This is a genomic window from Hallella absiana (assembly GCF_025457485.1).
In the GTDB taxonomy this organism is placed as follows: domain Bacteria; phylum Bacteroidota; class Bacteroidia; order Bacteroidales; family Bacteroidaceae; genus Prevotella; species Prevotella absiana.
This window is the reverse complement of the sequence record NZ_JAMXSP010000002.1, coordinates 157,400-183,295: the sequence shown is the minus strand read 5'-3', so window position 1 is coordinate 183,295 and position 25,896 is coordinate 157,400. Positions and strand designations below refer to the sequence as shown.

The 25,896-nt window shown below is 53.5% G+C and carries 18 protein-coding genes; 7 read left to right on the top strand and 11 right to left on the bottom strand.

All coding sequences use genetic code 11. The annotated features are described in order from the left end of the window. Positions 1 to 59: 59 nt before the first annotated feature. The 10 genes from NG346_RS01770 to NG346_RS01725 form a co-directional block, all read right to left on the bottom strand. Positions 60 to 407, bottom strand: coding sequence for a DUF1893 domain-containing protein (locus NG346_RS01770; protein WP_262279076.1), 348 nt, complete (start codon positions 405 to 407; stop codon positions 60 to 62). 336 nt (positions 408 to 743) lie between these two features. After that, positions 744 to 1,220, bottom strand: coding sequence for a ribonuclease H family protein (locus NG346_RS01765; protein ID WP_262279075.1), 477 nt, complete (start codon positions 1,218 to 1,220; stop codon positions 744 to 746). A 2-nt stretch (positions 1,221 to 1,222) separates the two neighbouring features. Then, positions 1,223 to 3,040, bottom strand: coding sequence for an arginine--tRNA ligase (gene argS, locus NG346_RS01760; protein WP_262288203.1), 1,818 nt, complete (start codon positions 3,038 to 3,040; stop codon positions 1,223 to 1,225). A 92-nt stretch (positions 3,041 to 3,132) separates the two neighbouring features. Then, on the bottom strand, positions 3,133 to 4,533 hold the full coding sequence (locus NG346_RS01755; protein WP_262288202.1) for a DUF5723 family protein: 1,401 nt from the start codon (positions 4,531 to 4,533) through the stop codon (positions 3,133 to 3,135). A 34-nt stretch (positions 4,534 to 4,567) separates the two neighbouring features. Then, positions 4,568 to 6,304, bottom strand: a complete 1,737-nt coding sequence (locus NG346_RS01750; RefSeq protein WP_262288201.1) for a hypothetical protein — start codon at positions 6,302 to 6,304, stop codon at positions 4,568 to 4,570. A gap of 193 nt (positions 6,305 to 6,497) precedes the next feature. Next, on the bottom strand, positions 6,498 to 7,979 hold the full coding sequence (locus NG346_RS01745) for a glycosyl hydrolase (protein WP_262288200.1): 1,482 nt from the start codon (positions 7,977 to 7,979) through the stop codon (positions 6,498 to 6,500). A gap of 12 nt (positions 7,980 to 7,991) precedes the next feature. Continuing rightward, a complete protein-coding gene (locus NG346_RS01740; protein ID WP_262288199.1) occupies positions 7,992 to 9,257 on the bottom strand; it encodes a glycan-binding surface protein in 1,266 nt (421 codons plus the stop codon). A 39-nt stretch (positions 9,258 to 9,296) separates the two neighbouring features. Continuing rightward, positions 9,297 to 11,039 carry a RagB/SusD family nutrient uptake outer membrane protein gene (locus NG346_RS01735; protein ID WP_262288198.1) on the bottom strand — a complete coding sequence of 581 codons (1,743 nt, stop codon included), beginning with the start codon at positions 11,037 to 11,039 and terminating at the stop codon, positions 9,297 to 9,299. 19 nt (positions 11,040 to 11,058) lie between these two features. Further along, positions 11,059 to 14,259 (bottom strand): SusC/RagA family TonB-linked outer membrane protein, encoded by a 3,201-nt coding sequence (locus NG346_RS01730; protein ID WP_262288197.1) that lies wholly within the window; start codon positions 14,257 to 14,259, stop codon positions 11,059 to 11,061. Between the two features lie 300 nt (positions 14,260 to 14,559). After that, positions 14,560 to 15,552 carry a hypothetical protein gene (locus tag NG346_RS01725; RefSeq protein WP_262288196.1) on the bottom strand — a complete coding sequence of 331 codons (993 nt, stop codon included), beginning with the start codon at positions 15,550 to 15,552 and terminating at the stop codon, positions 14,560 to 14,562. A 460-nt stretch (positions 15,553 to 16,012) separates the two neighbouring features. Here NG346_RS01725 and NG346_RS01720 point away from each other — a divergent pair, with 460 nt between their 5' ends. The 7 genes from NG346_RS01720 (at position 16,013) to NG346_RS01690 (ending at position 25,087) form a co-directional block, all read left to right on the top strand. Continuing rightward, complete coding sequence (locus NG346_RS01720) at positions 16,013 to 18,310, top strand: TonB-dependent receptor (RefSeq protein WP_262279066.1); 2,298 nt, start codon at positions 16,013 to 16,015, stop codon at positions 18,308 to 18,310. A 23-nt stretch (positions 18,311 to 18,333) separates the two neighbouring features. Beyond that, positions 18,334 to 20,217 (top strand): GH32 C-terminal domain-containing protein, encoded by a 1,884-nt coding sequence (locus NG346_RS01715; protein WP_262279065.1) that lies wholly within the window; start codon positions 18,334 to 18,336, stop codon positions 20,215 to 20,217. 112 nt (positions 20,218 to 20,329) lie between these two features. Next, entirely contained in the window at positions 20,330 to 20,767 is a 438-nt protein-coding gene (gene aroQ / locus NG346_RS01710) for a type II 3-dehydroquinate dehydratase (protein ID WP_262279064.1), read from the top strand. Further along, complete coding sequence (locus NG346_RS01705; RefSeq protein WP_262279063.1) at positions 20,764 to 21,438, top strand: O-methyltransferase; 675 nt, start codon at positions 20,764 to 20,766, stop codon at positions 21,436 to 21,438. Before aroQ ends, NG346_RS01705 begins: the two co-directional genes overlap by 4 nt. Positions 21,439 to 21,461: 23 nt before the next feature. Beyond that, entirely contained in the window at positions 21,462 to 22,367 is a 906-nt protein-coding gene (gene xerA / locus NG346_RS01700; protein ID WP_262279062.1) for a site-specific tyrosine recombinase/integron integrase, read from the top strand. 83 nt (positions 22,368 to 22,450) lie between these two features. After that, positions 22,451 to 23,344: an FAD-dependent thymidylate synthase gene (locus tag NG346_RS01695; protein WP_262279061.1), complete on the top strand. Its 894-nt coding sequence runs from the start codon at positions 22,451 to 22,453 to the stop codon at positions 23,342 to 23,344. Positions 23,345 to 23,467: 123 nt separating this feature from the next. Further along, the gene (locus NG346_RS01690) at positions 23,468 to 25,087 is read left to right on the top strand and encodes an RluA family pseudouridine synthase (RefSeq protein WP_262279060.1); all 1,620 of its coding nucleotides are present in this window, start codon (positions 23,468 to 23,470) and stop codon (positions 25,085 to 25,087) included. A gap of 213 nt (positions 25,088 to 25,300) precedes the next feature. Here NG346_RS01690 and nadD read toward each other — a convergent pair whose 3' ends face one another. Beyond that, entirely contained in the window at positions 25,301 to 25,885 is a 585-nt protein-coding gene (gene nadD / locus NG346_RS01685) for a nicotinate (nicotinamide) nucleotide adenylyltransferase (RefSeq protein WP_262279059.1), read from the bottom strand. Positions 25,886 to 25,896 lie beyond the last annotated feature (11 nt).

Below are 25,896 nucleotides of genomic sequence, written 5' to 3'. Positions count from 1 at the left end.
CGCTCCCGTGTTGTAGAAGCGTGGTGAGCGTACATATGGCGAAAATGCTGGTTTGTGCCTCATGCTGCTTCTTCGCCGAGCTTACGCCAGATGTCGAGGAAGGTGGCATGGTCGACTTTATGGTCGTATTTCACCACCACACCGGCATCGCGCAGCAGGTCGTAGGCTTGCTGGCTGATATACTCTGCCCACACCTCCGTGATGCCCCCGTCGGCCATCATCTTGGCAGCGGAACGTCCCACGGCTTTGACAGCGAGTTTGGCTTCGAGGAAGAGTTCTGGTTTTTCATTCATCAGATTATATAGGTGGCGCACGCCGTGACCACCGAAGGAGTGGATCTTTCCTTCATGCAGGATGACGAGAGAGGCCTGCTTATCGTTGAGCGTGTCTATCAATTCTTGCATCATAGTCGTAGGGTCTTTAGTTATTGACTGATCTTTTTTGCCAAAGAATCACTTCTATGGCTTCATTGGCAAAGATAAGTGTTTTTTCGTGAAGGTGTATGCCTAACGACCATCTTTTTTCTCACGTTCTGCACAAAAGGTGCAAAGAGTGCAAAGAGTGCAAAGTAGCCTCACCCTCGTGCCCCTCTCCAAAGGTGAAGTAGCCTTACCCCCGTGCCCCTCTCCAAGGAGAGGGGGAGTAATTACTTTCAAGGGTTAAAAAGAAAAGACGTGGCTTCTTCTATGAAAATGAAAAGAAGAAGCCACGTCAGGGAAATGGATTTCTATATGTGCCGAATACTATTTCTTTTTGTTGCCGAAGTCGGCGGGAATCTCGCCCCATTTCTTGGTTTCCCATTTGATGATAGGGACGGTGGCATGGTGGGTGGCGAGCCATCGCTCGGCGCGGGCTACGAGCTCGTAGGCTTTGGCAGTGGAGTCGTCGCGCACAAGCTTGGTCTTGCAATGCTTGTTGCGCACCCAGAGGATGGCATTGTACGAGTCGGAGTAGATGGCCTTGTCGTGTATGCCCTGCTGGTTCATGAGGGCGAGGGCGTGTACGATGGCAAGGAACTCGCCGATATTGTTGGTGCCACGGACGGGGCCGAAGTGGAAGACCCGCGCCCCTGTGGCCAGGTCGATGCACTGATATTCCATCGGTCCGGGGTTTCCGGGACAGGCAGCGTCCACAGCCCACGCGTCTGCTCTCACCTCTGGAGGCAGGGGCAGCACGGTGTCGTGGCGATAGTCGGGAGGAGAGACTGGCTCGTTACTCATGATTACATTCTTTCCGGCACTTCTATTCCGAGGAGCTCCATGCCGTTCTTGATGACCTTGGCCACGTTGTCGGCGAGGACGAGACGTGTCACCTTCTCGGCGTCGGTGTCGGCACTGAGGATGCTGTAGTCGTGGTAGAACTGGTTGAAGTCCTTGGTGAGCTCGTAGCAGTAGTTGGCGATGCCGGCGGGGTTGTAGTTTTCGCCGGCGTCCTTGACGGCCACCTTGAAGGCGTCCATCTTTTGGATGAGCTGTATCTCCTTGTCGTTGAGCGGTGCGTCGGCGGGCAGGGCTGCGGGCAGCTGAATGCCGTCGGCCTGGGCCTTGCGCATCACTGAGCGGATACGGGCGTAGGTGTACTGGATAAACGGACCCGTGTTGCCGTTGAAGTCGATGCTCTCGGCAGGGTTGAAAAGCATGTTCTTGCGGGCATCAACCTTTAGGATGAAGTATTTCAGAGCGCCGAGACCTACGATGCGTGCAATCTCGCTTTTCTCTTCCTCGCTCATGTCCTTGAACTTGCCGAGCTCGTCGCTGGTCTTGCGGGCGTCGCCGATCATCTCGGCGATGAGGTCGTCGGCATCGACGACAGTACCTTCGCGGCTCTTCATCTTGCCGTTGGGCAGCTCCACCATACCATAGGAGAAGTGCACGAGATCCTTGCCCCACTTGAAGCCGAGACGGTCGAGGAGGATGGAGAGCACCTGGAAGTGATAGTTCTGCTCGTTGCCCACCACATAGATCATCTTGTCGATGGGATAGTCGTTGAAGCGCATCTCAGCGGTGCCGATGTCCTGTGTCATATACACGCTGGTACCGTCGGCGCGGAGCAGCAGTTTCTGGTCGAGGCCCTCGTCGGTAAGGTCTGCCCACACGCTGTTGTCGGGCTTACGGAAGAAGAGTCCCTTCTTAAGGCCTTCCTCCACCTTGCGCTTACCCTCGAGATAGGTGTTTGACTCATAGTAGATCTTGTCGAAGCTCACGCCGAGTGCCTTGTAGGTCTCATCGAAACCAGCGTAGACCCAGCTGTTCATCTTCTGCCACAGTGCGCGGATCTCCGGATCTCCGGCCTCCCACTTGACGAGCATCTCGTGAGCTTCCACGATGAGCGGAGCCTCGTTCTTGGCTTTTTCCTCAGCCTTCTCCTCGTCCATGCCCTCAGCGATGAACTTCGCTTTCAGTTCGTTGCACTGCTCTTTATAGTGTTTGTCGAAGAGCACGTAGAAGTCACCAATGAGGTGGTCGCCCTTCTTGTGTGCTGTTTCGGGTGTGATGCCGTTGCCCCACTTGATCCAAGCGAGCATCGACTTCATGATGTGTATGCCACGGTCGTTGACGATATTGGTCTTGATGACCTTGTTGCCGTTGGCCTCCATGATCTTGGAGAGGCTCCATCCGAGCAGGTTGTTGCGCACGTGTCCGAGGTGTAGCGGCTTGTTGGTGTTTGGCGATGAATACTCAACCATCACGAGGGGGCTGTCGTCGGTAGCTTGCTTCTCGCCGAACTTAGCGTCGGCATTGATGTCGTTGAGCAGGCTCACCCAAGCCTGGGGTGCCACGACGAGGTTGAGGAAACCCTTGACCACGTTGAAGCGTGCCACAGCCTCACAGTCGCGCTGGAGCACCTCACCGATCTGCTGAGCGGTGTCCTCTGGTTTCTTATGTGAAATCTTCAGGAAAGGGAAGACCACGAGGGTGAGATTGCCCTCGAAAGTTTCCTTGGTCTTTTGCAGTTGCACCATTTTCTCGGGCACATCCTGTCCGTAGAGCTCTTTGACGGCCTTGATGGTGGCCTCAGTGATTACTTTTTCTATATTCATGCGTTTATACCGGTATTTTGTCGACAAAATAATAATATATGTGCAAAGTTACGAAAAAACAAAGAGATAAAGGTGCGTTGCGGCGGATATTTTCAGAAGGTGACGTTCATGCCCATGCTCAGCGAGGCGTTGCTGCTCAGCGGAATCATCTCTTTGCTGACCTTGCCGATGAGGTGGTCCATGCCGAAGAAGACGTTGAAACCCTTGGGATGGACATTGATGATCCATCCCATGCTGGTGGAGAATGTGTTGGCGGCCAGGTTCACGCCGCCGTCGAGCCAGTTGAGTGGTTCCCAGTTGGCACTGAGTCGGCCTTCTGTCCAGGTGTGCTTACCGCAGAAGCGAGTGGCGCTGAGTAGCCCGAAGTGCATTTTTTCATAGCTGGGCAATGTATAGCGCACGCCGATGTTCATCCGCGCGGAGAGCATGGTGGTGCGGCTACCCTTGTCGCCTTCGTCCTGTAGGTTGTAGAATTGTGCGATTTGGTCGCTGTACTTATCCCACTGGTCATCGGCGGTGTTGCCTTGGTTGCTTTTGATGCCGGTGTCGTGAAAACCGTCAAAGGTGAAGTCTTTGTCGCGGTTGGTGGCGTAGCAGTCGTTGCTCCAGTGGATAAAGCCCAAGTCGAGCAAAGCGGCACTCACCTCCCAGTATTTGTCGGGACGGAAGACGGCTCCCAGGTCGGCTGCGAGTCCCACGCCACCGATGCCGGCTCCGTCCACATCGACATCATTAATATAGGAGTAGGAGCCAGCCTGTGCTTTGTATTCCTTTTCCTCTGTTTTGTATTTCCAGCCCTTCATCGACATGTGAGCCTGCGCGTCGCCGTGCAGTGTCCACGTATCGCCGGTGAGGTTTGCGGTCACGTCTTTCATCTTAACGTCTGCGTCAGCAATACCCAACAACAGCTTCACTTTGGCACCCACACGCCATTGACGGTTGATGTTCCGGCTGTGACCGAGTGCAATCTCCACGTAGTTCTGCGAGTTGACGTAGAGGTCGCCGATGTTGTAAGTATCGTTGCCTGCGTCCACGGCAAAGCGGAACAGCTCGTAGGGCAGTTTCACGTTTGAGGAAGACTTGGCGTTGATTTCCACGGTATTGTATCCTCCCCATGCCTTGAAGCCGCCGGAGAGCAGTGTGATGTTGGCATCTGCTCCCACTCGGTTCCAACTTTTGTTGAAGCCCTTGAGCGGGTCGCTGAGATAAGGGTTCATGAAGGACGTTTTCTTCTTGCCGCTTTCGGTAGGGTAGAGCGGGTTGTCGCGCACGATATCCTCGTAGCCGAAGTTGCCGTGGGCCTCGGCATTGATGTTGCCCAGTGCGGGGATGGCCACATAGTTTTGGTCGTTGCCCATGGCTGGGTTGAGAGTGTGCTGATAGAGATAGCCGTCGGTGAAGTAAGCTGAGCGGAGTCCTTGGGCATAGGCGGACACAGGCGCAAGAGCCAGGACGAGGAGTAGCTGGCAAAGTGATATAATATGGTGTTTCATGTTCGTTGTCTTATGTTCTTAACAGAATTGATGATTAGTTGAAGTTGCCAATGAGTTTTCCGGTTTTCGTGAGCTTGATGTTCTTCACGGTGATGGTTTGTTTCTTGGCGTTGATGGTTTTGCCGACGATGGCGTTGTTGCCGTTAGCGTCGCTTGCGGTAGCACGGAAGCGGAATTGCAGCCCCTCAAGGCTGTGGAGAACATCGTTGCTCTGTGGTTTGATGGTGATCGTCAAGTGTGTAGTGGCAGGCGTTTGCGTGTCAGAAGCCGCATCCACAGTCTTGTCCACATCTATGCTCAGTTGCGACTGCGGTATAGAGTCGCCTTGCAGATTGGTACCCCATGCAGTGAGGGTGAGGTATGTCGGCAAGCGGTTGGTGATGTCGGCCTCCAATTTCAGAGAACCGTTTATGGAAGTCGGATCACCAACAGTGCTCTCTTTGAAGCTAAGTTTCTTGACAGTTTTGTTGAGGTCGTCAATAGAGTCGGTGTAGGCGATAGCGGCATCGGCGTCGAGCTGAAGCGGTGTGGAGAATGAGTACTGTTCTGCCATGTCGTAGTTGTGTCCGAGCTTCACTGTTGCAGTCTGCGAGTTGTCGGCTTCGGCCTTGATGTCGACAAAGTCGATATGGTCTGGAATGGTCTTGAGCAGATTGCCAAGTCCGGGCACTGGGACGTAGGTCTGCCCTTGCGGCGCAGTCTCGCTCTGTTTGTGGAGCACGATGACGCTGTTGCCGGTGGGTACGGTGAAGGTAGGAATATCTACTGTGGCGATGGCATGGTTTTGTGCGTCGCGTGCGATCATGCGTCCGCTCACTCTGGCAGCAATAGGCAGAGAGTTGTTGAAGTCGAGGCGTATGTGTGGATCATAGAGATTCATGTTCACGCTTTTGTCAGAGAGGAAGTCGGGAATATTGTTAAGCGCTACCGATCCGAAACTGTCGAATCTAAACACTGGGTGAAAGCGGCCGGTAGCGGCTGTGATTGTCAAGTCAGCTGTGGCGTTACCGCTGATGCTTGACAGGTTGCCCATGTTGATGATATTGTTTTTGCTAAGTCTACCTTTCAGATATATCTCGGCAGTAAGACGGACGCGGTGATTGTTTTTGTCGAAGGAGGTGGATCCGAGATTGCTCGATGTCTTAAAGTCGATGCTTTTGACATATAGAGCCATGGTATGGTTACCTGCTACTGTATTGTTAAGAGTGATTGTGTTGTTGCTGATCGATAGGTTAGTGCCGTCGTTGGTGGCGTGGTCGATTAGTAAGAAGGAGGGTAGTGACAATGTCAGTTCGTCCACACACCGCACGGTATTAGGGACTTTAATCGTCACGTTGATCTTTTGGTCACACGTCACGCTGTTCAGGTCTTCCACCTCAGCGGGCGTGGTTCCACTCATGGTGAGAACAGCCAGTTTGCCTTCGAAATCACCTTGAGAGATCAGTATCGTTTTTGCGGTCGTTGGAGAAGATTTGATGGTGAAGGGGTCGATGGACACGGTGGCTTTTTCCTGACTGTTGCCGTCCATCTTTATTTGATAGTCTCCGTTGTCGTCGATGTAGACGAAGTCGGAGTTGTTCAGGTTCACGACATCGTCGAGAGCGATTTCCTTGGTGTCGTTGTTCCCTGGCAGTTCAAGTTGTTCACTGCCCAGTCCCATTGTAGCGTCGATGTTGTCGAAGCTGAAATCGTTGTCTTTACAACTTTGAAGTATTCCCGTGGACAATAACAGAGCCAGCGCGGAACATAGATTAGGTATACGTATGTTCATAGTCAAACAGGATAATGATGAATTCATCGCAAAGTTACGTTTTTTTTTTATATAAACATTAAGGCATATGCTTTTTTTTGCGTGTCACATGTTTTTATAATGCCTTTTCCATACCGAATACAAAAAAAGAGGAGTAAGTTCTCGTACGGAACTTACTCCTCTTTATATATATAGGACTATTGTAGCTTGTGGATTACTTCAGCCCGCTGATTTCATCGCGTGTGATGACATACTTTGAGTTGAAGAGGTCTTTGAGGAAGGCGGCAGTGTTGTAGTCGCTGTTGATGTAGCTCATGCCGTCGCTGTCCTGGCCGTACCATGGCATGATCCAGCTCCACATGGCTCCATCGGTGAGCATGTTCTTCACCGAAGGCATGGCATCACCTTCGGCGAGAGCGATGATCTTCTTTCCACCTGTGATCTGTCGCAGCGCCTCAAACTGATCCTTATGGGCATCCTGGTAAGGCGTCTTGAGCGTCTTGCAATAGTAGTCGCGTGCGATGATGTCGACATATTCGTCGCCGGGATACCAGTCAGCGTCGTCGTAGGTCTTGCCGTCCTCTGTATAGGAGCCCTCAGAGGTCCATACCCAGATGAGGTTGTTCACACCCTTGGCTTTGAACTCTTCGTACATCATCTTCCAAAGTTTCTTGAAGAACACCGGTCCGGAGTTGCCCCACCAGAACCATGCCTTGCCCGTGCCGCCGTAGCGACCGTAGTTGCCGCGGGCCTCGTGGAAGGGTCGCCAGATGACGGGGATGCCCTTAGCTTGCAAAGCGAGGAGATAGTCGGCGATGATGTCGATCTGCTTCATGGCGAACTTATGTTCCCAGCGGCTGCTGCGTGTGGCGTTCTTGGCAGAGAAGCCTTCGGTGTTGTAGGTCCAGGAGTCATAGTTGGTCAGGTCTGCTTCTGATGAAGGAACGTTCCAGTGCCACATGCACTCCACGATGCCACCGTTGTTGGCCCAGTCTTCCACGGGTTTCGTATTGGTGTAGTCGATCCATCCCTTGGGATTGAGCGGTGCGCTATAGTAGTAGTGGACGAAGTCGAAGCAGTTGATGGCAGGGTATTTGCCAGTGAGCTGATAGAGCGCCTCGGCGTTCTGGGTGTTCCAGTTCACGTCGGCCATGGCAGCGGAGAGCACATGATTGCCGAAGTTCTCTTTGAGATAAGCGTAGAGCTTCTTCGTCTCTTCGGTAGCATCAGCGTTGACGGGAGTGTCGGCGATGTTGAAGAGTGTCGGGTCGAAGTTGTTGTAAGCCTTTGTCGAGAACGAGAAGGTGTAGTCGCTGGCGAAGTTGTAGGAACTGTCGCGCACCGACGGCTTCATGATGTTGACCTTGTAGTTCATACCCGCCTTGGCGTGGAAGGGGATGATGAGCTGTTTGCCGCTGGTCGTCACCAATGAGTCTATATAATAATAGGTGGTGTCGTCGGTGTAGACACGGATGGTAGTCTGCGGTGTGGCGACGACAGGCTCATTGTAAGTCACGACGATGTTGGCGAAGGTGTCGATGTCGGCAGCGTTGTCAGCCGGGTTCACCGAGACCACCTGTGGAGCGTCCTGATCAGCGAAGGACCGTGGCTCACGGTAGTCGCTGTTGTCGTCGGAGCAGCTGGCGAAGGCCGTCATGGCGGTCAGGGCCAGCAAAAGGATATTTAATTTCTTCATGCTGAGTTGCGATTAATAATTCTTTGGTTCGATACGGAACTGTCCGAAGCTATGGTCCACGGTCCAGCCCTCATTATTGTTGGGCTGCATGACAAACTCCATGGCAGCCCATGAGCCTTGTGCCGGCAGCACATGCTTGATAGTGCCATCGTCTTGTTTCACCTCACAGAGCTTGTCGAGAGGAATGGAGACCGTAACCCACTTGCCGTAGGTATTGCGCAGACCAGTGGAGACGGGATCCCACTGGTGACGGGACACGCCTGCTGTGTTGAAGTCAAAGCAATAGCCTCCGTTTTGCGAGCCGCTGGCACCGCTGGCGCCATAGTCGGCAAACGGTGTAGAGCTGTTGGTGCAGACCTCAAACTTAAGTACATAGTTCTCGGGATGGTCTGTGAAGTCTTGGTTGGGCCAGTTGCATCCTATGCCGGTGGAATTCCATGACCAGCTGTCGAAGGTGCCCTTGATACGCAGGAACGACATACCGAGCGATTCGGGATCACCACTCTTGGTACCGTCGGTGACGAGATTCTTTCCCCAGTCGTTCCACCAGCCGAGATCGCCGGTGAAGTCGCCGAAGAGCAGTGCGCTGGTCATGCGGTAAGGCACAGTCTTGCTCATGTCCTTGCCCATCTCCTTCCAGCGGAAGGTGATCAGCGAGTTGTCGGGACAGTCCTTAGGGATGCGGATGCTTGTGAAGGTCTCCGAGCAAGAGTCGGTATGGATCTTCTGGCTGTATCCCTGCTCACTGTTGGTGATGGTGATAGACACCGGGCTATTGTCGGTGGTGTCGTTGAAGTTGTAGAGATCGAAGAAGTCGCCGTTGAGCTGTACCTCACTGCCTTGGAGGGCAAACTCGTTGGAGAGTCTTTCTAACTCTACGTGAGGGATCGAGACGGGGAAGTACAGGGCTGTCTTGCCCTCGTTGGTCTCATAGACCAGTGTGTCGGTGACGTGCTCGGGAATCTTGCGCGGAATCTTCACGAAGCTCTCGCCAGACTCGGCATATACCTGCCGCACGTCGACCTCGAGTCCGTTGAAGGTGATCTTCTTCACGTTGGCGAGGTTGGCGCCCTCGATACGGAGCATCTGGTTGAGCGTGCCGCTGCTCAGCGCCGAAACGTGTCCGGTGTCCTGAACATCATAGATGCCCGTGATGGAGGGAGCACCGTGGTTGGTGTAGCGGTCGGGATAGTTGACATCCACGACATCGTTGCAGGCGGAGAACAGAGCAGCCGCCATGAGCGCTACACCGATATGCTTGAATGATAAGATATTCATATTCTTGCTTTAATGATTTTATAGTTGCGAGAGCGTCGATTAGTTCCAGCCTGGGTTGTTGCTGTTGATACTGTCGTTGACGTTGATCTCGTCGGTAGGAATAGGATAGAGCAGGTTGCGGTCGGTGCGTGCCTTGTTGATGTTGGCATCGTCGCGTCCGCCGATAGCGTTCATGGCCTGTAGATAGATGCCCCAGCGGATGAGGTCCCAACGGCGGTCGCCCTCGCAGGCAAACTCCTTGGCGCGCTCTTCGAGGATGGTGCTGCGCATGGCGGTCTTGGTACCCGGTGTTTCCATCAGAGTAGCGTTGGAGCGCTTGCGCACGATGTTGAGATAGCGCATCGCCTCGGCACTGTTGCCCAGCTCATTCTCAGCCTCGGCATAGATGAGAAGCACGTCGGCATAGCGCAGGAACGGCCAGAACGACTCGGCATACTGTGTGGCGTCGTCGTCGACATCGTCGTACTTTGTGGTGAAGGCGAGGCACTCAGAACTTTGGTTGAACTGGTAGTTCATGCCTGTCTTCTTGTACTCAGCGTCCGGCTCGCGCACGTAGTTGCCGTCAGCGTCCATACCGGTGATCTTCACGCTCCAGCTCTGCGGATAGTAGAAGGCACCGTTGTACTCCTCTTGATAGTAGTAGCGCCATACGTGGCGTACGCCCTTGGTGATGCGGTAATCCTGGTCGTCGAAAAGATGGTACCAGTTGTTGGTGCATCCGATCCAACCGCCGGATTCGATGAATGGGCTGCCCTTGCTCTTCTTGTAGCCGGAGTAGTAGGAGTGCACGCCGGTGCAGTAGGTAGCGTCGCCCGTTGTGGACTCCACGCCCCACATCATCTCAGCGTCGTGGCAGTGGCTGTGCTTCCACAGATCGTCATAGGCAGTGAGCTCGTATGACCCGTATTCACCGTCGATGACCTTCTTGGCCCACTCGGCAGCTTTCTTGTAGAGAGCCTGAGCGTCCATGTTTTCATAGCCTTCGACAGCTGTTTTCTTAAATGTCTCGGCAGTCGGCATGCGATAGTGCTTCTTGCCGTCCTCGGTGACATAAGGTGCGCCGGTGCGCACGGTCACCTCCGTGCCGGCGGGCATGGCGGCAGAGGCCATGGTAGCGTAGACCTTGGCGAGCAGTCCGGCAGCGGATCCGGCAGAGACGTGTCCGGCCTTGTAGTTACTGTTGTCGCGGGTGTACATCAGGGAAGAAGCCTTGGTGAGCAGGTCGATGATGTGATCGTAGATCTCAGCCACGGGACGGCGGCTGTGCATAAACTCACCGCTATTGCTCACGTCCTCAGCCATATAGGGGATAGGTCCGTAGGCACGCACGAGTAGGAAGTAGGCAAAGGCCTCCTGGAAGTAGCATTCGCCGATGGCATTGTTTTTATAGGCCTCGTCGACGCCCTTCATCTGGCTGATGTAGCGCACGGCCATATTGGCGTCGTTGATGAGGTTGTAAGGGCCTTTCCACATCTTGTCCAGTGCGCTCTCGCCCTGGAAGTTGCCGGCACCGAGCGAGCTGAACAGCCAGTCGGGTCCTGAGATGTAATCAGCATCCATCTCGAGTACACGTGGAAACTCGCTCCATCGGAACATGTCGTCGAGCCAGTTGCTGTAAACACCGGTGACCCACATGTCGACGCCTTCCTTGGAGTCCTCGACCTGATCAGGCCCGATGAAGCTCTCGGATTTCTCTTTCAAATAGTCGTCGCAGGAGGTGGTCAGAGGCAGAGTGACCACTGTCAGCAGCAACGCAGCAGAGAACAGTTTATTGAATTTCATATTGCTTGTCGTTATATAATTAGAATGTCATGTTCACGCCGAAAGTAAACGTGCGTGAAGAAGGATAAGAGTAGATATCCACGCCGCGACGACTGGAGTCGCTGCCGAAGGCGTTGACATCCGGATCATACCAACTGTAGTTGGTGATGGTGAAGAGGTTGGTGGCAGCGAAGGTGAACTGGATCTTCTCCAGTCCCGTGCTCTTGAAGGGATGGTTCCAGTTATAGGTCAGGCTGATGTTCTTCAGCTTGATATAGCTGCCGTCCTCGATATAGCGATTGCTGAGCAGGAATGTACGCTCATAGCCTGAGGAAGCCTTCGGCCACTCAGCCTGCTCGTAGTTGTCGGCTGTCCAGCGATGGTCATAGGCATCGCGTGTGATGTTGCCGATGTTGCCGAGCTTGATGTCCATGAGGTTACCATTGAAGATGTCGTTGCCGTGAGAGCCTTGGAGCATAAAGCTCAGGGTGAGGTCACGCCAAGAGATGTTGTTGGTCAAGCCCCAAGTGTATTTCGGGTTGGTGTCGCCGATGATGGTACGGTCGGCATCGGTGATCTTGCCGTCGTGGTTGATGTCGAGATACTTGATCTCACCGATCTTTGACTTCACGGTAGCGTCGGTGGAGTAGGTATACTGTGGGTCGGCTCTCACCTCAGCCTCGTTGTCGTAGAAGCCGTCCTCGACATATCCGTAGATGGCACCGATAGGACAGCCGTTGCGCTGGATGAAGACGTTGTCGGCACCATACCACAGTGTGTTGGCAAACTGGTCGCCGTTGAGGCCGCCGATCTTGTTCTTGTTGAAGGCAAGGTTGCCGTTGAGGTCCCAGTGCCAGTCCTTCGTGTCAACAGGAGTGGCGCCGAGGGTGAACTCCAAACCTTCGTTGGTGACATTGCCGGAGTTGGTGAGCTTGTTGGAGAAACCGTTAGAAGAAGGAATCTTCACTTCCTGCAGCAGGTCGCGGGTTTTCTTGTGATAGTAGTCCACGGTAAGCGTCAGACGGTTGTTGAACCATCCGAAGTCGATACCGGCATTATACTGTGCGGTGGTCTCCCACTTGATGTTCTTGTCGACAGGTCCACGCCAGTTGACCATAGCAACGCCGCTGTTGAGCGAACCGCCGAAGGGATAGTTGGCCACGGCGAGCTGAGGCAGCGTGCGGTAAGAGCCGATGCCCTGGTTACCGGTCTCGCCATAGCTCAGACGGAATTTCAGGTTGGAGAAGATGCCGAGATCCTTGATGAACTTCTCCTCGCTGGCACGCCATGCGACGGCGCCGGAGAGGAAGGTAGCCCACTTGTTCTCGTCGGTGAACTTCGAGCTACCGTCGGAACGGACGCTCGCGGTGAAGAGGTATTTGTTCATCAGCGTGTAGTTCACACGTCCGAGGAAGGAGACGAGACGCTGTGTGCCCTTGTCACTGGAGAGAGTGGCACGGTCCTTGGCACGCCCCATATCGTTGTCCTTGGTGAGGTCATCGGGGAAGTTCTGTGCCACCTCACTGTTGTTGTTCCAAGAGTCACTCTCCACGGTGAAACCGGCGACGGCATTCACGGCGTGGATGTTGTTGAAGGTGTGGTCGAAGGTCAGGATGCTCTCAGCGGTGGTCGACGTCCAGATGTTGCTGGCCTTGCTGGCCTTGCCGTTGATTGGTGACTTGCCCTCTTGGGTGTGACGGTCGTAGTACGAGCCACGGTGCGAGTCGTTGTAGCCCAGTCCGAGGTTCTGACGGAACTTCAGCCATTTCGGTACGATCTGAATCTCAAGATAAGAGCTGCTGAAATAGTTGATGCCGTTGAGCTCATCCTTGGTGCTGCGCACGTAGGCAGCCGGGTTGGCAGCGAGCCAGTTGAGGTTGTCGGCCTGCGTGGTATCCATGTTCGGGCCGTAGGTCGGTGGGAAGATCAGTGCCGAGCGCACCACGCCGGTGTTGTAGCTCAGCGTGTTGGCAAAGTTTGTCGTGCTGCGTGTGAAGCTCTGGTTGGTACCGATCTCCAACCAGCTGTAGACTTTGCGCGAGATGTTGGCACGGAGAGAGTAACGCTTGTAGCCTGAGTTCTTGATGATACCGTCCTGGTCGGCATAGTTGCCCGAGAAGGAGTAGTAACCCTTGTCGTCGCCACCACTCACGCCGATGTTGTAGTCCTGCTGGAAAGCGGTGTGGAAGATCTCGTCCTGCCAGTCGGCCACGCCGAGCTCAGTGGCGTTGCCGTACTCGTCGTAGTACCATCCCGGATGAGCGTAGTCTTCGGGTTTGCCGGTGTATTTGCCTGTATTATAATTAATGTGTCCGTCGGAGTAGGCTTGGTAGCCCCATGTGCCGGGGTAGGGATAAGCTGTGGCTTGCGAGCCGAGGTAGTAGCGGTCGTTGTCGATCTGCTCGTTCATATAGCGGGCGTAAGTTACCGGGTCGAGCATGTCGATCTTCTTGCTGATGTGTGAGAAGCCCCAGTTGGCAGAGAAGTCCACCTTGGGTTTGCCGGCTTTACCTTTCTTCGTGGTGATGATGACCACACCGTTGGCACCGCGGCTGCCGTAGATGGCCGTGGCGGAAGCATCCTTGAGGACTTCGATGTTCTCGATGTCGTGTGGGTTGATAAAACTCAGCGGGTTGGAGCTCTGTTGGTTGGTCGTAGCGCCGTTGCTTGGTGTGCTGCCTGTCTCAAAGGGCACGCCGTCGACAATATACAAAGGCTGGGAAGACGTGGAGAACGAGTTGGCACCACGGATGACGATACTCATGCCGCCGCCCGGAGCACCGTCGCTCTGGTTGACCTGCACACCGGCGATCTTACCTTGCATGCCGTGGGCGATATCCATGGCACCGCCTTTCATCAGGTCTTTGCCAGCGAGCGAGCTCAACGAACCACTGAGGTCGCTCTTCTTCATGGTGCCGTAGCCGACAACGACGACCTCGTCCATGACCTTAGAGTCTTCGACGAGCTTCACGGTGATGTTGCTCTTGCCGGCAACGTTGATGGTTTGTGATGTGTAGCCTACGCTGGAGACGATGACTTTGGTCTTGCCCTTTGGCAAGTCGATAGAAAAATGTCCGTCGAGGTCGGTCACGCCACCGGTGCCCGTTCCCTGGACAACAATACTTGCTCCAATCAGCGTCTCGCCGGTAGCACCGTCGACAACGGTACCCGTGAGCTTCGACTGGGCAAAGATTGGCAATGAGAGGATCGTCATTACCAGGATAAGAATTGCTCTGTTCATGTGATTGTGATATATAATGTATGTAGATTTGACTTATTTATGGTGCTATTGGTATAATCTGTGCGCAAAGTTACTGATAAATGCTTGCATAGAATATTCTTATTTTTGCAATATCAGATACTATGATGCAATAATAATGTCAATGATGTGTATACAGGCAGACCTTCTTTAAAAATTAAGATAATGTGTGAGGAATACTTTTTTGACTATAGGCAGTTGCGAAAAAGTAGAAAGAGAGGAGCGGTACTTGCCGCTCCTGCTCTTCTTGGAGAACGAAACAATCAGACTATTGTGCTTTTGTTATTTCTGAATGTATTTCTTGCCATTGCGGATAACCATACCACGGAAGGTCTTGTCCACACGCTGACCTGCGAGGTTGAAGGTTGATCCTTCACGAATCTTCTTGTCTGCACTAATGCTGTTGATGTTAGTCGTTGTCGGGTTCGTGAATGTAACTTTGGTAAGTGTGGCGTTGTAGCCCTTGATTACCATTCCGCCGGATTGGATGGTCTTTATGTCGTCGTCGCTAAGCGTGGTTGTGTAGGAAGGGGTGCCGCCTACGTTAATGGTGCCCCATTGAGGGTCTGCGTCCTTGGCGCTGGAAAGAGTCTTCCAACTGCCGTCGCAGATTCCAATCTGTGAGTAGGCGGCATCGCTGTTGCAATCATAGTAGAACGTGAAAGTTGCACCACTCTTGGCAGAGGCGAACTTGTCAGCACTAATCTGTACGGCGAGAGAGCCGTCCCAGCTTGTACCGAAGTTGCTGCTGCCTTCCCAAACTACTTGCTCACCTTTAGCCTTTTGGTCGATATAGTCTTGGTATTCGTCTTCTGTTACGAGATAGGCTTTGTCTACGGTGACGGCGATGTTGGCGGCCGTGCTCTGTAACCAGATATTGACGACCTTGTCGCAGTAGTCTTGGTTGAGTTTAATAAATGCTACTTTATCACCACTTGCAACGCTGCCTTTGGTAGTCAGTGCATCTACTTTTGTGGGGTTGCCATTGTCGTCAACGGTCTTGCCATCATTATATTCTATAGCCACGTTGAAACTACCTGTGCAGTTGGAAACATCGAGCTCAAGGTAGTCGCCGTCAGACCAGTCAGCACATTCCGTACCGTTGGCCTGCCAGTTGCCGGCACCAGCCCAAGCCGCGGACATGGTGAGTGTGTTGCCGTTTACGGTGGTGGTAGTGGCATCCCAAGGCGACCATGTACCCAGTGTGATTTCAGTTTTGGCGCTCATGCTGGCAGCAACGAGCAGGGCGACGAATAGAGTAGAGATTTTCTTCATAATACAAATCGATGTTAGTAATATTTGGTTGTTACTTGATGATGTCGGTTCTATATTGTCACGCTGCAAAGTTAAACATAATTTTTATATCTCTGTAATACTAAGTTTGCACAACGTAATACTATCTTCTATTTTTGAAATCAGCATTCCGTGCTTGACTTATTATAGCAAGGTTCACGGCAATCAAGCCACACTTTTGTGCTTATTAGAACGTGCTATGTTAAAAAAACGTTTGCATACGAAAAAACGAACGTAAAAAAGAGTATACCTATTGATATTTTTCGTATCTTTGGCACTGTCAGGCAGATATGCCGACGATGTGAAACAATCTCTACAGTCCCCAGTGACTGTGCAACCTCTTTCGGAAGTCTGTACGTATAGCTTATCTTTAGGATATATATAATAAGGTGTATAGACTTAATTAAGTGAATGTAACTACCTGTGTTTTTAATACGCTTAGATGATGAAAACCTTTATTTCCTTTTCTGCGTTAGTAGCCTTATTGCTGCTGACTGCATCCCCCGTTTTCGCACAGAGCAAAGGCTCGGGCAACTCCAAGGAGGAGGGCAACCGCAATGTCATGCTCAACGCCTCCAGTGCCAACGGTCCACGAGAGATCCAGATCGGTCTACCCTCGGCCGATGTCAATGTATTGGAGAACGGGCTGCCCGTGACCTACGCCACCAATCCCCATTCGGTCAACTCGGTGTGGCGCTCCGATGCCAGCCTGAGCCATGTGGGACTGTTGAAGATCTCCGAGACAGCCATCACCACCGGCAACATCGGCTATGCCGTCAACTCGTTCACGCAGCTCGGCACAAAGGGCTTTCACGGCACACTCAACTACAAGAGCAACCACTTCGGACTCAGTGAGTTCTCGCTGAATGTCAACGGTGACATGGGCCACGACTGGTACTACAGTGCCAACATCTACCAGGACTTTGACCCGGGAACGTTTAAGCTGAAATCCACGCCCTTCCAGGACCGCACACAGATCTACAAGGGCGCGCTGACAAAGAAATACGCTGAAGGCCGTGGCTCGTTCACCGCTATGTATGAATACGCCAACAGCCATCCTGTCTACACCTACGCCACACAGTCCGCTCCGTTTATCTATGTCGGCGACGGCAGCGTAAAGGAGTATGGCAAGTTCAAACTTGGCACCACATCGTATCTGCCTGTGGACAACAATATGACCTATGTCGACATGAAGACGGGCAAGCTCACCTCCACCAATCTCTATGATGCCATCGAGAACCGGTCGAGCCAGATCTCGCTGATGAACACTTATAACTGGGACAACGGGCTGACGTGGAGAATCATGGGACGCTACGACCATGCCCATGGCGCACTGGTTTATCAGACCCCAATGTCGCTTATCAACAACGGCAATGGCTATGCTTATAAGTATCTCGACGAAGAGGGACAGGCCAAAGCCTATACCGGCGAGTATGTGCAGAGCCGTATGGCGTGTATTAACGCGGGCGACATCGATGAGATTCTCCTTACCTCAGAGTTGCAGAAGCAATTTCGCACTTCCACCGTGCGATTAGGTGTCAACGAGTGGTGGTACGACATCGACTATGCTTCCAAGACGACGATGTATGACCAAAGCGTTCCCAGCGACGGCAGCTATGCCGTGCGTCTGTGGGATGCCAACCAGCGGTCGACGATCTTCTACGACTACAACAAGAACGCATCGGAGTATTATGTAGGCCATGAAAACAAATTTGCGGTCTACGCTACTCACGACTGGGACATCCTGCCTGTGCTTAACCTCTACTACGGTGCACGTTTGGAGTGGCAGACACTCAGCGGTCGCAATGCCGCAGTGAAGAACGCAGCCGGAGACTATGTGGGCCGCTTCACCAATTATTATATAGGTGCCACGGCACCCGACGGCACGCGCATCAGTCCCACGCGCATTGATTATCACTGGTTCAACTACGACCTCACGGCCGCCGTCACCTATAAACTCACCAAGGAGTTTGGCTTCACCGGTGACTTCACCTACCTCGTGCAGCATCCAAAGTTCGAGGCCTTTGCTCCAGCTACGCTTCCCAACACCGACAAGATCTCCGTGCCATTGGGACGTGCCGGCATCTACTTCAACAACAGCTGGCTGAGCCTCACCTCGCTCTTCTCCTATATCAGCAAGACCAACAACAACTCCACGCTGAACCTCCAGCATAAGTTAGCGAGTGGACAAAACGAGATCATGGCCGCTCCGCTGACCTATGACATCAAGACCATTGGCTGGACTACCGATGTCGTGGCGCATCCGTTAAAAGGCCTCGACGTTCACTTTCTCTTCACCTATCAGAAACCGACGTATAAGAAATATGAGACCAGCGTGAAGTTCTCCGATGGCTATGAGGGTAAGATCGACGCTACCGGCAACATCGTGGCTGAGATTCCGCAAGTGCTCATAGAGTTCGACCCGAGCTACATGATTACCAAGGACCTGAAGATTTGGACTTCGTGGCGCTACTTCGGTAAGACCTATGCCAACATCAACGAGGCTTACTACTTCAACGGCCACTGGGAGACCTTCGGCGGTGTGAACTGGCAGGTCAACAAACGGCTGGCACTGGGTTGCGACGTGGTCAACTTCCTCAACCAGACGGGTGCCAAGGGCAGCATTGCCGGTGCAGAGCTTATTACCAAGGACGAAGCAAAAAACATCAAGAACACGCTCATGACGGGCTCCTACCTGCGCCCATTCACTGTGGAGTTCACCGCCAGCTTCAAGTTCTAACAGAACCAATAAACTATACCGATATGAAGAAGCATAAATTGTTATTGTTGGCAGCTATGGCCTTGACGGTCTCTACTGCCTCGGCTCAGAAGATGAGTATTGGCTGGAGTGGCGACACTGCTGTGGTGACCGTTGACCAACCGACCAAATATCTGATTCTTCCAGTTGAAGAAAACACTGGCGAGAAAAAGGTGCTGCTCGACACGGGCAACGCTGCCGACACTTGGATGGACATTCGCCTCGCCGAGAGCAAGACCGACTACGACGTGCCCTTCGCCCTGGGCAAGGGATCTCGCGCCGTGGTGAAGATTGTCGGACTGAAGAAGGGCGACCTTGCGCTCACCTCCATGCGCCTTGCTGACCGTTGGAGCGTAGCCAATACCGACTATTACCGGCCCATCTACCACCACACTCCCTCCTATGGCTGGATGAACGATGCCAATGGCATGGTCTACAAAGACGGTGTCTATCACCTCTATTTCCAGTACAATCCCTATGGCAGTAAGTGGGGCAATATGCACTGGGGACATGCTGTCAGCCGCGACCTCATGCACTGGCGTGAGCTGCCGCCGGCTATTGCGCGCGACACGCTCGGCCATATCTTCTCCGGCTCGTCGGTCATTGATGTCAACAACTCGGCCGGATATGGCAAGAATGCGATCATCGCCTTCTATACTTCCGCCAGCGACAAAAACGGGCAGATACAATGCATGGCCTACAGTCTCGACAATGGTACTACATTTACTAAGTATAATCACAACCCCGTGCTGCGGCCGTTCGACGGGCTGAAGGACTTCCGCGACCCGAAGGTGTTTTGGTATGCACCGGGCAAGAGCTGGTATATGATTGTCTCGGCCGACAAGGAGATGCGCTTCTACAAGTCACAAAACCTCAAAGACTGGACCTATGTCTCGGCTTTTGGTCGTGGCTATGGCGCACAGCCCAACCAGTTTGAGTGTCCCGACTTCTTCCCGCTGACACTCAACGGCAAGACGAAATACGTGATGATCGTCAACATCAATCCCGGCTGTCTCTTCGGCGGCAGTGCCACAGAGTACTTCGTCGGTGACTTCGACGGTACGCACTTCACGTGCGACACCCCGCCCTCGTTTGTCAAGTGGCTCGACTATGGCAAGGACCACTATGCCACCGTCACCTTCTATGGCACGCCCGGACGTGTGGTCGCACTGCCGTGGATGAGCAACTGGCAGTATGCCAACGTTACGCCCATCAAGCAGTATCGTGGTGCCAACGGCCTGCCGCGCGAACTGAAGCTCTTCGAGAAAGACGGACAGACGTATATGTCTGCCAACGTCGTGCCCGAGGTTAGAAAGTTGCGCAAGCAGACCCGCGTCATCCCCAACGTGCAGTTGAAAGACGGTATGGAGAAAAAGGTGGAGGGACTCTTCAAGGGCAACGATGGAGCCTTTGAAATAGATGGAGACTTCACGCCCGGCAGCGACAACGCGCTCGGCATCGACATCTACAACGACAAGGGCGAGCTCTCGCAGATCTATCTCGACATGAGCAAGATGCGTCTCGTCATGGACCGCACACGCAGCGGACTGACTTCGTTTGGCAGCAAGTCGAGCATCCACGAGATCGAGAAGGAGGCCGACGTCCATGAGCACCGCGAGATGAAGATTCCGGCACGCGCCGCCAACAGCGTCAACTACCAAAACGACTTCGCCCTCGGCACGTGGGCGCCGTTGAGTCTGTGCAACGGTAAGACCTATCATCTCGACATCTTTGTCGACAAGTGCAGCGTCGAGATCTTTGTTGACGGCGGTCGCATCGCCATGACCAATCTCGTCTTCCCCACGCAACCTTACAACAACATCAAACTCTATAGCAAAGGCGGTACCGCCAAAGTCATGAATCTCAAGGCCTATAAACTCGGAATGTAGTTCAATAGTATCTGACTGATAAACAACAAACCCTCCGCGCTGCATTTGTGGCGCGGAGGTTTTGTATAGCAGCAGAATTATTCGTATCTTTGCAGTACTGAAAGTGAAAACTATGAGAAAGATACAGATTATCAACGGACCCAACCTCAACCTGCTCGGTGTGCGCGAGCCGGGCATCTACGGCAAGAACTCGTTTGAGAGCTATCTGCCCACACTGAAAGCGCTGTTTCCCGACGTGCAGATCGACTATTTCCAAAGCAACATAGAAGGGGAGCTCATCGACAAGATGCAACAGGTAGGCTTCGACTACGACGGCATCGTACTCAACGCCGGTGCTTATACCCACACGAGTATCGCACTGCTCGACTGCATCCGTTCGCTGCGCTGTCCCACGGTGGAGGTGCATATCTCCAACGTGCACCAGCGTGAAGAGTACCGCCATCACTCGATGATCTCGGCAGGCTGTCTTGGTGTCATCTGTGGTTTTGGCCTGCAAAGCTATGAGCTGGCGATCCGTGGCATCCTCGCACACCAAAGCGACAAGGCATGACCGACACGCAACAGCTCGACGACTATATCGTCAACCACAGCGATCCGGAAGACGAATACCTCTATCGGCTCTATCGTGCCACGAACATCCATACCATCCACGGGCGTATGCAAAGCGGACATCTGCAAGGGCGACTGCTGAAGATGCTCGTGCTGATGCAGCGCCCAAAGTATGTGCTTGAGATCGGCACGTTCTCGGGCTACTCTGCTATCTGTATGGCTGAGGGACTGCGCGAGGCGGGCGTGGACGGCAGTAAGCTCTTCACCTTTGAGATCAACGACGAGATGGAGGACTTCACCCGCCCGTGGATTGAGGGCAGCGCAGTGTCGCCGTGGATAGACTTCCGCATTGGCGACGCCTGCGTGGAGGCATCTCGATTAGGAGTTACCTTTGACATGGCATTTGTCGACGGCGACAAGCGACGCTATGTAGAAACCTATGAGGCGATCCTGCCACTGATGAATCCCGGTGGTATCATCCTCGCCGACAACACGCTGTGGGACGGACATGTCATCGATCCGGCCTATGACCACGATCATCAGACGCTCGGCATACGGGCATTCAACGACCACGTGCGCGACGACAAAAGGGTGGAAAAGGTCATCGTGCCCGTACGTGATGGACTGACCATTATCAGAGTGTTGAATGATGACTTGGTCAATGTTGAGTGATGAAAGGTTAGGGAGAAACGAATGTGGAATTAACAAAGCATTATCTACGTTATCTGAAGCTGGAGCGGGGCTATTCGCCCAATACCGTCGAGGCCTATAAGCATGACCTTGACTGGTTGCTGGGCTACTTAGAGCAAGAAGGAGTTGACCCGCTAAGCGTCAAGCTCGAAGATCTGGAGCACTTCGCGGCGATGCTTTCCGATCATGGCATCAGCGCAAAGTCGCAGGCGCGCATCCTCAGCGGTGTGCGCTCGTTCTATCGTTACCTTGTCTTGGACGGATATCTCGACGTTGACCCGACCGAACTGTTGGAGTCTCCCCATCTGCCACAGCATTTGCCGGAGTATCTGTCCACCGAGGAAGTGGATGCTTTGGAGAACAGTATCGACCTGACCAGCAATGAAGGGCACCGCAACCGCGCCATTATCGAGGTGTTCTTCTCCTGTGGCCTGCGTGTCTCGGAGCTCACCAACCTCAAGCTCAGCGACCTCTTCCTGACACAAGGCTTCATCCGTGTCAACGGAAAAGGCGGAAAGCAACGGCTGGTGCCTATTTCGGAACGCGCTATCCATGAGTTGGAGTTGTGGTTTGACGACCGGCGACAGATGAAAATCAAACCCGGTGAGGAGGACTACGTCTTTCTCAACCGACGCGGACACCACCTCACGCGTACGATGATTCTGATTATGGTGAAACGACAGGCTGAGGCTGCGGGTATCAAAAAGACGATCTCGCCACACACGCTCCGCCACTCCTTCGCAACGGCACTGCTCAAGGGTGGGGCTGATCTGCGCATCATTCAGGAACTGCTCGGACATGCTGACCTCGGCACAACGGAGATCTATACCCACATGGACGACGAGTCGCTGCGGCAGGAAATCCTTTTGCATCATCCCAGAAACATCAAGCGAGAGACAGACAACGGCTGAAAACTTTCACTTTCAGACGGAATATGCCGGTGCGTTTCGATATTATTTCTTATCTTTGCAGCCAAAAGCAAAACGACAAAAACATGAAGATCAATCAACCTTCTTTCGAGATATGGGAGCAGCAGCCCGGAGTAGACGGTGTCTACCGTCAGGTGGAGCGCTGCGGCAGAGTGTGCTACAAGAGTGAGAATCACCAGACTGCCGACTCGGCGCGCCCGTTTGTGGAGCGCATGATCGCCAGCAAGCATACGGCAATGCTGGAGCATGCCACTATCTATCTGACGCTCGACGAGCACGACGACCGTACAGACTTCTATTGCCATAATCGGTTTACACATGTCAACATGGTGGACGGAAAGGCTTACGTCTCCACCAACCTGCGCGTACTGGTGGAGAACGGACGTATGGACGACCTCAACGAACTCTGTGAGCCAACGGCTCATCATGAACGCCGCGTCACGGTGCATTTCACCACTCAGGTAGCGATCACACGCGAGTTCAATCGTCATCGCGTCAACTCCATGGCAGAGCAGAGTACACGCTACTGCAATTATTCTAAGGAGAAATTTGGTGCTGAGATCACCATCAACCTGCCGCAATGGGTGAAAGAACTGCCCGACGGTGCGTGGTCGTCGACGGTCAAGCAGGGCATGGTAAGTCTCGACGATGACGCTTTCCTGGCTTTGACCAAGAAAGTTGTTGCGGGTGAGGCCGACGCTGCCGACAACTGGCTCTTCGCCAACTTAGCTGCCGAGCGTGCTTACCTCAATCTGACCGCTTTGGGGCGTAAGCCTCAGGAAGCTCGCGTGGTGTTGCCGCTGGATACCAACACGGAGCTGATTCATACAGCTTTCCTCTCCGACTGGAAACATTTCTTCGATTTGCGTGCCTTAGGCACTACGGGTGCTCCTCATCCCGATGCCAAGGCAGTGGCCCTGCCGCTTTACGAAGAGATGAAGAAACGTTTTTCGCTCTGATTTGCTTCCTGCAGCGTCTTTTCGCTTGACATCTTACTCGCTTAACCGACAAGCCGGCCTTATGGGTCGGCTCAGTTTTTTCTCATTCGTTTCTCCCGTTTTCGACATTACATTTCCGAAACTATGATATTCCATCCGCTCGATACAACTATGCAGCCGCCGGTCAGGTTGAACAATCCGTTCTATTACGAGCCGGATGCGCTTTGCCGTTTGGCGATTGCGCAACTGGCGGCATATCTGCGTGGCGACAAAGAGCAGACCTTTGCAAAGGACGCGGTGGACGCTAACTTTCAGGCCGAGATAGCCCAGGGCAAGATGTTTGGTGTGGTGATCGTGCGGAAAGATGGCAAGCTGGGCTACATAGCCGGTTACAGCGGACAGATTGTCGGACGCAGCGACTGGCCCGACTTCGTGCCGGCAGTCTATGACTATCTCCAGCCCAACGGCTATTTCAAGACGCATGAGGCTGAGATCACGAACATCAACAACCGCATCCGCGACATGGAGCAGGGGCAGGATCTGCGTGATGCCCATCGGCAGTTGGAAGCCGTGAAGGCCCGGCAGGAGCAGGCCGTCCAAGACTTTAAGGCCAATCATCCCAGCGGGGCGAGGGTAGGGGAGAGCCAGGAAGCATATATCCGGCGGCGGCAATTCGAGAACGCTGAGCTCCACCGCTTGCGGAAAGATTACCGCACTCAGGTGGAGCAGGCATTGAGCACGGTCGACGAGTTGGAAGATACGCTCCGTCGTCTTCGTCAGCAACGTCGACAAAAGAGCGACAACTTGCAGTCGTGGCTCTTCCGTCAGTTCCGCCTGCGCAACGCATGCGGAGAGGTGAAAGACATCGAGACAATCTTTCGTGACTATGGCGAGCAACAAGGGCGAAAGATGGTGGCTCCGGCAGGCAGCGGCGAATGCTGCGAACCGAAGTTGCTGCAATATGCCTTTGAACAGGGGATGCAGCCGCTGAGCATGGCGATGTTTTGGTGGGGCGAAAGTCCGAAGGAAGAGGTAAGGCACCATCTTCAGTGCTATCCGGCTTGCAACGGCAAGTGCAAACCACTGCTGTGGTGGATGTTGAAGGGTATGGATGTGGCACCGAATCCTCTTGACGATGAGCGTCACCAAGAGTTGCCCGTCATCTATGAGGATGCCGATATCTGTGTGGTGTGTAAGCCCGCGGGTATGCTCTCCGTGCCGGGGAAGAGCGCGCGGGAGAGTGTTTATAGTCTGATGAAGGCCCACTGCCCGGAAGCCGAGGGGCCGCTGATCGTCCACCGGCTCGACATGGCGACGAGTGGACTGATGGTGATCGCAAAGACATGGGCGGCTTATCACAACCTGCAAGACCAGTTTTTGCGTCACGAGGTGAAGAAGCGCTATGTGGCTCGGCTGAGCCATGAGATGGAGACAGAAGACGGCGTTTTGTCGCTGCCACTCCGTCCGGACCTTGACGATCGTCCGCGACAAATAGTTGATAAGCTCCATGGCAAGGCTGCGACAACCTATTTTCAGAAGATTGACGACCGGCATGTGGCACTCTATCCTCAGACGGGTCGTACCCATCAGTTGCGGGTACACTGTGCGCATCCCGATGGTTTGAACAATCCAATATTGGGCGATGAGCTCTATGGTCAGCGTGGTCGCCGGTTGTGTCTGCACGCCGAGCAGCTCACCTTCCGCCATCCCCGTAGTGGCAAAAACGTTACCTTTGAGTGGAAAATAGACTTCGACGAGGAATAAGGACAAGCAGTTTTATCAACAAACTATGCGGATGAAAGGAAGAAAACGTTGCCGTCTCATGGGGTCGGAAAGCGACGTTCTTGGGGAGAATACGGCGGACAGATGAGGCCATCATGGCGTTTTCAATGTTGTAATCCTATAGAAAAAGATTGTTCACTGCGTAGCAAATGATCTTAGGCTACGCAGCAAATGACTTTCCTTAAGCAAGGAAAATCAAGAGCGAAATATTTGTTTATGTTTTGTCAGTTCCGCTTCAATCTTTAGCGGAACCAATCCGTAGATCGACTCGCCGGCAGCGAGACGGCGCCGGATCTCCGTGCTGTTTTCCGGAAAGAGCACGGTTGAGTAGACATGTACGTTGGTTGGTAGGGAAGTGGTGTCGATGGGATAGCCGGGACGCGGATAGACAGCGAGTTCGTAGTGGCTGAGAATCTCCTCGTGGTGCGCCCATCGGTTAAAGGCCAGCCAGTTGTCGGCACCGATGATCAGCACAAGTTCGTCGGCGGGGCGCGACAGACTCAGATGCTCAAGCGTCCGCCACATATAAGAGGGCTTGGGCAGATGGAACTCCACGTCGCAGGCTCTCATCTTCGGCTCTTCCTGCAATGCCATTTCCACGAGGGCCAGACGATAGTCGTCAGCCATGAGATCGGTGGCCTGCTTCTTGAAGGGATTTAGTGGAGAGACAACAAAGAGGATCTCGTCAAGACGTGCCAAGCGGAGAAGCTGACGCGCCAGGGCGATGTGTCCCACGTGGATAGGATTGAAGCTGCCGCCGAAGATGCCGATACGAGCCATAGCGTAGTGAG

Excerpts from the sequence above, each read along its gene's own strand:
- NG346_RS01745 (WP_262288200.1), bottom strand. The coding sequence starts at position 7,979 with ATGAAGAAATTAAATATCCTTTTGCTGGCCCTGACCGCCATGACGGCC.
- NG346_RS01740 (WP_262288199.1), bottom strand. The coding sequence starts at position 9,257 with ATGAATATCTTATCATTCAAGCATATCGGTGTAGCGCTCATGGCGGCT.
- NG346_RS01720 (WP_262279066.1), top strand. The coding sequence starts at position 16,013 with ATGATGAAAACCTTTATTTCCTTTTCTGCGTTAGTAGCCTTATTGCTG.
- NG346_RS01725 (WP_262288196.1), bottom strand. The coding sequence starts at position 15,552 with ATGAAGAAAATCTCTACTCTATTCGTCGCCCTGCTCGTTGCTGCCAGC.
- NG346_RS01765 (WP_262279075.1), bottom strand. The coding sequence starts at position 1,220 with ATGAGTAACGAGCCAGTCTCTCCTCCCGACTATCGCCACGACACCGTG.
- NG346_RS01750 (WP_262288201.1), bottom strand. The coding sequence starts at position 6,304 with ATGAACATACGTATACCTAATCTATGTTCCGCGCTGGCTCTGTTATTG.
- aroQ (WP_262279064.1), top strand. The coding sequence starts at position 20,330 with ATGAGAAAGATACAGATTATCAACGGACCCAACCTCAACCTGCTCGGT.
- NG346_RS01735 (WP_262288198.1), bottom strand. The coding sequence starts at position 11,039 with ATGAAATTCAATAAACTGTTCTCTGCTGCGTTGCTGCTGACAGTGGTC.
- NG346_RS01730 (WP_262288197.1), bottom strand. The coding sequence starts at position 14,259 with ATGAACAGAGCAATTCTTATCCTGGTAATGACGATCCTCTCATTGCCA.
- NG346_RS01705 (WP_262279063.1), top strand. The coding sequence starts at position 20,764 with ATGACCGACACGCAACAGCTCGACGACTATATCGTCAACCACAGCGAT.
- argS (WP_262288203.1), bottom strand. The coding sequence starts at position 3,040 with ATGAATATAGAAAAAGTAATCACTGAGGCCACCATCAAGGCCGTCAAA.
- NG346_RS01690 (WP_262279060.1), top strand. The coding sequence starts at position 23,468 with ATGATATTCCATCCGCTCGATACAACTATGCAGCCGCCGGTCAGGTTG.
- NG346_RS01715 (WP_262279065.1), top strand. The coding sequence starts at position 18,334 with ATGAAGAAGCATAAATTGTTATTGTTGGCAGCTATGGCCTTGACGGTC.
- nadD (WP_262279059.1), bottom strand. The coding sequence starts at position 25,885 with ATGGCTCGTATCGGCATCTTCGGCGGCAGCTTCAATCCTATCCACGTG.
- NG346_RS01770 (WP_262279076.1), bottom strand. The coding sequence starts at position 407 with ATGATGCAAGAATTGATAGACACGCTCAACGATAAGCAGGCCTCTCTC.
- NG346_RS01755 (WP_262288202.1), bottom strand. The coding sequence starts at position 4,533 with ATGAAACACCATATTATATCACTTTGCCAGCTACTCCTCGTCCTGGCT.
- NG346_RS01695 (WP_262279061.1), top strand. The coding sequence starts at position 22,451 with ATGAAGATCAATCAACCTTCTTTCGAGATATGGGAGCAGCAGCCCGGA.